The 6,894-nt window shown below is 65.8% G+C and carries 9 protein-coding genes and 1 pseudogene; 7 read left to right on the top strand and 3 right to left on the bottom strand.

Translation table 11 applies throughout. The features are described 5' to 3' along the window. From LKE06_RS22250 to LKE06_RS22245, 3 genes are all read left to right on the top strand, one after another. Positions 1-306: hypothetical protein (locus LKE06_RS22250; RefSeq protein ID WP_228001282.1), on the top strand; the 306-nt coding region annotated here is incomplete at its 5' end. Between the two features lie 81 nt (positions 307-387). Then, entirely contained in the window at positions 388-519 is a 132-nt protein-coding gene (locus LKE06_RS32670; protein WP_255649561.1) for a hypothetical protein, read from the top strand. Continuing rightward, positions 516-1,697, top strand: a complete 1,182-nt coding sequence (locus tag LKE06_RS22245; protein ID WP_228001281.1) for a ferredoxin-like domain-containing protein — start codon at positions 516-518, stop codon at positions 1,695-1,697. The genes LKE06_RS32670 and LKE06_RS22245 overlap by 4 nt, the downstream gene beginning before the upstream one ends. 40 nt (positions 1,698-1,737) lie before the next feature. On the opposite strand, the gene ddaH is transcribed toward LKE06_RS22245, so the two are convergent. Beyond that, complete coding sequence (gene ddaH, locus LKE06_RS22240) at positions 1,738-2,613, bottom strand: dimethylargininase (RefSeq protein WP_228001280.1); 876 nt, start codon at positions 2,611-2,613, stop codon at positions 1,738-1,740. A gap of 138 nt (positions 2,614-2,751) precedes the next feature. Here ddaH and LKE06_RS22235 point away from each other — a divergent pair, with 138 nt between their 5' ends. The 3 genes from LKE06_RS22235 to cobJ are packed head-to-tail and all read left to right on the top strand — an operon-like array spanning position 2,752 to position 5,655. Beyond that, a complete protein-coding gene (locus tag LKE06_RS22235) occupies positions 2,752-3,189 on the top strand; it encodes an Lrp/AsnC family transcriptional regulator (RefSeq protein WP_228001279.1) in 438 nt (145 codons plus the stop codon). 58 nt (positions 3,190-3,247) lie between these two features. After that, positions 3,248-3,883 carry a precorrin-8X methylmutase gene (locus LKE06_RS22230; RefSeq protein ID WP_228001278.1) on the top strand — a complete coding sequence of 212 codons (636 nt, stop codon included), beginning with the start codon at positions 3,248-3,250 and terminating at the stop codon, positions 3,881-3,883. Further along, positions 3,880-5,655 (top strand): precorrin-3B C(17)-methyltransferase, encoded by a 1,776-nt coding sequence (gene cobJ, locus LKE06_RS22225; protein WP_228001277.1) that lies wholly within the window; start codon positions 3,880-3,882, stop codon positions 5,653-5,655. Before LKE06_RS22230 ends, cobJ begins: the two co-directional genes overlap by 4 nt. On the opposite strand, the gene LKE06_RS22220 is transcribed toward cobJ, so the two are convergent. Beyond that, positions 5,646-5,951: an alpha/beta fold hydrolase gene (locus tag LKE06_RS22220; protein WP_228001276.1), complete on the bottom strand. Its 306-nt coding sequence runs from the start codon at positions 5,949-5,951 to the stop codon at positions 5,646-5,648. The genes cobJ and LKE06_RS22220 overlap by 10 nt on opposite strands. A 97-nt stretch (positions 5,952-6,048) precedes the next feature. Beyond that, positions 6,049-6,235 (bottom strand): annotated as a pseudogene (locus tag LKE06_RS22215) (GntR family transcriptional regulator); the annotation flags it as partial. Between the two features lie 89 nt (positions 6,236-6,324). On the opposite strand from LKE06_RS22215, the gene LKE06_RS22210 reads away from it, so the two are divergent. After that, a complete protein-coding gene (locus LKE06_RS22210; protein WP_228001275.1) occupies positions 6,325-6,855 on the top strand; it encodes a PadR family transcriptional regulator in 531 nt (176 codons plus the stop codon). Positions 6,856-6,894 lie beyond the last annotated feature (39 nt).

Here is a 6,894-nt window from a genome sequence, read left to right as displayed (position 1 = left end):
TTTCACAGTGGCGCGACCGCACCGGAGTTGCACCGGTTTCCTCATCGCCCGCCGAGCAACCAGATGTTACCGGCAGCCGCGGGCGTGCCGACCACACCCCTGACGCCGCGTCGGCGCGCAGCGACAACCGACGGCTATCCGGTAGGCACCTGCGAGCAGGAAATCGCCGACGATACGGGCACAGTCAGCTCCGGCGATGTGCGGCAGCCCGGTCAGCCTGGGGTACCCCGAGTTGAGCTCGTACCAGAGGCATATCGAATTCGCCGTGCCGCGCACGTACGCCGGACTCGCCGCTATCACTGCTGACCGGAGTTCGGTCGCATCGTTATTCGGGTGCACGGCAATAGCGTCGGTATGCGGTGACAAGCGGTCGGGTCGGAGATCCACGTGATGCATGACGTCCAGATTGTCGAGGCCGACGACCCGGTCGCGGGCGGTGTGCTGAGTGACTACTCGAATGCAACGGGGGTGAGCACCGAGCGCGCCGCGCGGCGGGTCGTAGGCTGGTTGAGGTCATGACACGAACCACTCCAGACTCCTGCCCCGGTGTCCTGCGGCTGCATCAAGCCGCCGACGGGCCGCTGGCTCGCATTCGGCTACCCGGCGGGCAATTATCATCGCAGCAACTACAGGCCCTGGCCGAGGCCGCGCGGGAGTTGGGCGACGGAAACATCGAACTCACCTCGCGCGGCAATGTGCAATTGCGGCGCGTCGGTGACGCACAAGCGCTGACCGCTCGGCTGGAATCCGCCGGATTGCTGCCCAGCCACACTCACGAGCGGGTGCGCAATATCGTCGCCTCGCCGATGTCGGGCCGCATGGGCGGCTTGGCCGATGTACATGGACTCGTCCGAGCGCTCGACACGGGTCTGCGTGCTTCCGCACGCCTGGCGCAGTTGCCCGGTCGCGTGCTGTTCACCCTCGATGACGGCCGGGGCGATGTCAGCGTTCTCGGCGGCGATATCGGTGTACATGCTACTGCCGCAGACGAATTCGCCGTGCTACTGGCCGGAGGCGACACCGGAATACGGGTGTCGGCGGCAGCAGCGGTCGACGTCATGCTCGCCGCCGCACACGGATTCCTCGAACTGAGCTCTGGGCAGTGGCGCTTGCATGAGGTGGACGGTGGCGCCGAACGCGTCGCCGATCTGCTCGGGCTCGGTCGTGACGCGCAACGTCTGGAACTCGATGCGTCCCACGACATCCCGATCGGCTGGCTCGACCAGGACGACGGCCTGGTCAGCCTCGGCGCGGGTATCCGGCTCGGCTCGCTATCCGCGCGCACCGCGGAATTCATCGCCGCCATCGATCGCCCCGTGCTGATTACGACGTCGCGCAGTCTCCTCATCACGGATCTGGCGGATTGGCCCGCCGAGCAGGTGGTCCGGGTACTCGCCCCGATGGGACTGATCTTCGACGCCAATTCGCCCTGGCTGCAGGTCAGCGCGTGCGCGGGTCGCCCCGGATGCGCGAAGTCCGTCACCGATGTCCGCAGCGATCTCACCGCCGCGGTCGAGTCCGGCCGGGTACGTCCCGCCGAGACCACGGCTATCGCGGCCATGAGCCCGCTGGTCGCGGCCGGCGAGGTGACAGTATCCGGACGGCAGCACTGGTCCGGCTGTGACCGTCGATGTGGCAAGCCGCGCGGCACGGTGGCCGAGGTGGTCGCCACTGCGGACGGCTACCGCATCGACTGAACAGCACCACACGGAAGGTCCGCCGGCGTGCTCAGCCGGTTCACGCCGCCGCGCTCGGCTCGCTTCGCGGGTCATCGTGGATTTCCAAGGTGCAGCATTTGACGCCGCCGCCGGCCTTGAGCAGCTCGGACAGATCGAGCCCGACCGGGTTGTAGCCGTTTGCCCGCAGGGTCGCGATCAGGTCGGTGGCCTTGTCGCTGAGGAAAACGTTGTGTCCGTCGCAGACACCGTTCAATCCGAGCACCACCGCGTCCGCATCGGTGGCCACGATCGCATCCGGGTAGAGCTCGGCCAGCATGGCCCGGCTCGCCGCGCTGAACGCGGGCGGGAAGTAGGCGATATTCGCGTCGTCGAGCACCATCATCGCGGTGTCGAGGTGATAGAACCTCGGATCGACCAGTTCCAGAGACACCACCGGCAAGTCGAAGAAGCGCGCGACTTCTCGATGCGCCGCGAGCGAACTACGGAATCCCGTGGCCGCGAGAATATGCTCGCCGACGAGCAGGAAATCGCCCTCGCCCTCATTGATTTCCTGCGCGCAGGCCAGTTCGAACCGCTCTCGCTGCGTGAACCACTGGTGATAGGCGGGCCCCTCGGCCGCGCGTTCGGGATGGGTGAAGCGTGCCGATAGTGCCCGATCCCCCACCACGAGACCACTATTCGCGGCGAACACCATATCGGGCAGGCCCGGCTCGCCGGGAACGAGATCGACGTGGTGTCCGTATTTCTCGAAGGTCGAACGCAGGGTCTCCCATTGAGAGAGGGCCAGCGCGCGATCTACCGGTTCGGCCGGGTTCATCCACGGATTGATCGAATAGCAGACTTCGAAATGGTCCGGACGGCACATGACGAAATGTCGTGGTGCGGGCTGCCGCGCGGCGGCTGGCCCGGGCTGGCGGGCGGCTGAGGAGGTCAACGTATCTCCCGGTGTCGGCGCGAATCGTTCGGCTGATTCGACGGTAATTCGCCTACTATTGCGTCGGAAACAATGATTCATTGCACAGTTCGCCTGAACTGTGGCGAATCATTGCGTCAACTGAGAACGGATGTGGTTGTGGACGACATCGACCGGCGCATTCTCGCCCATTTGCTGCGGCAGGCGCGCGCCTCGTTTCAGGAGATCGGCGCGAAGATCGGCCTCTCGGCGCCCGCCGTCAAACGCCGAGTCGACAAAATGGTCGCCAGCAAACAGATCACCGGCTTCACCGCCCTGGTGAACCCGGCCGCACTCGGCTGGACCACCGAGGCGTATGTCGAGGTCTATTACCGCGACAACATCACGCCGTCCGAGTTGCGCCGCAGCTTGGAGCCGATTCCGCAGGTGGTGGGTGTCTGGACGATCGCGGGCGAGGCCGACGCGCTGGTGCATGTGATGGCGACCGATATGGCCGAGATCGAGTCGACCGTCGAGCGGATTCGGGAGAACAGCCGCGTCGGCCGCACCCGTAGCTCGATCGTGATGTCGCGAATTCTGGAGCGTCCGAGGACCTGACGCCGAGCGCGGTCGGCCGACCGATCGACTCCCGATACGTCCAACTAGGCTGATCGCCATGTCCGACTTGCGTTCCAGCTACCTCACCGATGGGGCCGAGATCTATCGGCGTTCTTTCGCAACGATTCGCGCGGAGGCGGAGCTGGACCGGTTTCCGCCGGATGTGGCGCAGGTGGTCGTCCGGATGATCCACGGTTGCGGGCAGGTGGATCTCGCGCGGGACGTGGCCTTTTCGACCGGTGTGGTGGCCGCGGCGCGGGCCGCGCTGCGGGCGGGCGCACCTATTCTGTGCGACGCGAATATGGTCGCCTCGGGGGTGACGCGCAAGCGGCTGCCCGCCGACAATGCCGTGATCTGCACGCTCGCCGATCCGCGTGTACCGGAACTTGCCGCAGCGCTGGACAATACTCGCTCGGCCGCCGCGCTGGAGCTGTGGCGCGACCGGCTCGATGGTGCGGTTGTCGCGATCGGTAACGCGCCCACCGCGCTGTTCCATCTGCTGGACATGCTCGAGGCGGGTGCGCCGCGGCCGGCGGCCATCCTCGGTATCCCGGTCGGATTCATCGGTGCCGCCGAATCCAAGGACGCGCTGATCGACTTCGACGGCATCGAGTACCTGACCGTACGCGGCAGGCGTGGCGGTAGCGCCATTACCGCGTCGGCACTGAATGCGATTGCGAGCGAACAGGAATGACCGAGAGCACGGGCCACGGCAAACTGTGGGGCATCGGGCTCGGCCCCGGCGACCCAGAATTGGTGACGGTGAAGGCTGCGCGGATCATCGGCGCGGCCGATGTGATCGCCTTCCATAGCGCACAGCACGGACGCAGCATCTCGCGCGCGATCGCCGCCCCCTACCTGCGCGCCGGACAGCTCGAGGAACACCTCGTCTACCCGGTCACCACCGAGACGACCGAACATCCCGGCGGCTATCAGGGCGCTATCGACGAGTTCTACGAGCAGGCCGCACAGCGGTTGGCCGTGCACCTCGCCGCGGGCCGATCCGTCGCACTACTCGCAGCGGGCGACCCATTGTTCTACAGCTCCTACATGCACATGCACCGTCGGCTCGTCGACCGCTTCGACACCGAAATCATTCCCGGCATCACCTCCGTCAGCGCTGCCTCGGCCGCACTCGGCACCCCGCTGGTCGAGGGCGAGCAGGTCCTCACCGTCCTGCCGGGCACCATGCCCACCGATGAGCTCACCCGCCGCCTGCGCGACACCGATGCCGCCGCCATCATGAAACTCGGCCGCACCTATCCCGGTGTGCGCCAGGCACTCTCGGACTCCGGCCGACTAGACGACGCCTACTACATCGAGCGCGCCAGCTCGAACCGCGAGCGCGTGCTGGACGCCGACGACGTCGACGACGCCGAGGTCCCCTACTTCGCCATCACCCTCGTACCGGGCCCCCGCCCGACAACCCCACTGCGCCATGCCAACCGTGCGCAGGCGCAACAGCAGGCCGACATCCCTGTGAACGTCCATGGCCCCGCAAGCGCCGACAACCCCGCGACCTCCGAATCCCCCACCGGTGCCGACAACCTTGCGAGCACCGAACCGCCTTGGCATGCAACGACTTCGGAACCCACCGACGGCGCATCGGCTGGCCCGTTATCGGCCACATACTCGGCGAACTCCGATCGGTCCGGGACAACACAACAGTCCGGCGCCGGACAATCGGCAATGGCCGGCAGCCCCAACACCGTGCACGGCCAGGCGGGTGAGGTCGTCGTGATCGGCCTCGGCCCCGGTTCGGCGGACTGGACCACGCCGGAGGTGCGGCAAGCGCTGTCGGAGGCGACGGATCTCGTCGGCTACACCACCTACATCAATCGGGTGCCGCTACGCCCGGGGCAGCGCAGGCACCCCAGCGACAATCGCGTCGAATCCGAACGTGCCGCCATGGCACTGGATTTGGCCAAACAGGGAGCGCGGGTCGCGGTTGTTTCCTCGGGTGATCCCGGCGTGTTCGCCATGGCCGCGGCGGTCGTCGAGGAATCCGCTGATCCGCAGTGGGATGGTGTGCCGGTACGGGTACTGCCCGGGGTGACCGCGGCCAATGCCGTCGCCAGCCGCGTCGGCGCGCCGCTCGGCCACGACTACGCCATGATCTCGTTGTCGGACCGGCTCAAGCCGTGGGAAGTTGTCGCACAACGACTCTCGGCAGTAGCCGCCGCCGATATGGCAATCGCTATCTACAACCCGGCTTCCTCTCAACGCACCTGGCAGGTCGCGGCAATGCGGGATCTACTGCTCGAGCACCGCAAACCCGATACCCCGGTGGTGCTCGGCCGCGATGTCGGCGGCCCCACCGAATCCGTCCGCGTTGTCGCATTGTCCGAACTGGACCCAGCCGAGGTCGACATGCGCACGCTGCTCATCATCGGCGCTTCTACCACCGCTTCGATCGACACCGACCACGGCACTCGGGTGTACACGTCGCGCCGCTATCAGCGCTGATAGCCGCCAGCGCCGCACCCTGAGAGCCGGTCGCAGGCCGAGAACCAGACGTACCTCCGGAAACCGGTCGTGCGCCGGGAGCCGATCGTACCCTTCGGAACTCGGTCGCACTCCGCCACCGCGCTCAACATTACGACTCGCTCCACCAGGTCCGGGTGACGGGCCGCCATCGCCATCGCGGTGCGTCCTCCGGCCGAAACGCCGACGACCGCAGCGCCATCGCCCCGGACCAACCGATACTCGACCGCACCAGCGGCCAGATCCGCGACCTGCGTGGGACATTCAACACCAGTCATGACACACGTGATGACCCTGCGGCGCCGAAACCGCACCGCCTCGAACATCTCACCATCCCTGGCCATGCGGAGTGTCACCTTGCTCGGTGCAGAGAAGAGCCTCGAGCCGAAGGAAGGCTTCGCGCACCGGGGTCCTGGACATGGCGAGATCGGCGGCGATCTCGCCCTCGCTAATCAGTTCGCCACCCGGTAGCGCGCCCGAGAGAATGCGTTCCCTCACCTCACGAAAAGGCCTGATCCGCCGGTGAATACGTATAGAAACAAGTTGTAACTGAATAGTTCATAAATGAGCGTCACAGTTGCCATCTGTTCACCAATTCATATAACGTTCCACTATGGAACGTTGGTGATCGAGCTAGAAGGGAGTTGTCCTTTGGCGAACACTGCCACCCGACGCAAGCCGCTGAATTCCACGGCTGCGTCGCTGCTCGGATTCCTGCATGAGGGCCCCATGTCCGGATGGGACTTGGTATCCATGGCACAGGATCGGATCGGCGATTTCTGGACGATCACCCAAAGCCAGGTTTACCGGGAGCTGGGCACCATGGACGCGACCGGATTGGTTGAAAAGGGCGAGACCGGCGCAAGGGAGCGGACACCGTACCGAATCACCGATGCCGGTCGTGCGGCATTTCTGGAGTGGATCGCGCGCGACCCGGGTGGCGAAACGATCCGCGTGCCACTGCTACTCACCCTGTCGTTCGGTGAACATCTCGACCGCACTCACCTCGATCGGATCATCACTGCCAACCGGGATATTCACCAGCAGCGCCTCACCCGCTATCTCGGTGAGGACTGCACGGGGATGGCGCCGCACCAGCGCGCCACCCTCGAATTCGGCATCGGTTACGAACGTGCGGTGCTCGATTGGTTCGACCGCTTGCCGGAATTGCTGAGCGACTGATTACCGGACACCCGCTGCCGCATACCTTTTCGCGCGAAG

The organism is Nocardia australiensis (assembly GCF_020733705.1).
Taxonomy (GTDB): domain Bacteria; phylum Actinomycetota; class Actinomycetes; order Mycobacteriales; family Mycobacteriaceae; genus Nocardia; species Nocardia australiensis.
Note: the sequence above shows the minus strand (reverse complement) of the source record. Positions and strands in the feature narration are given on the sequence as shown.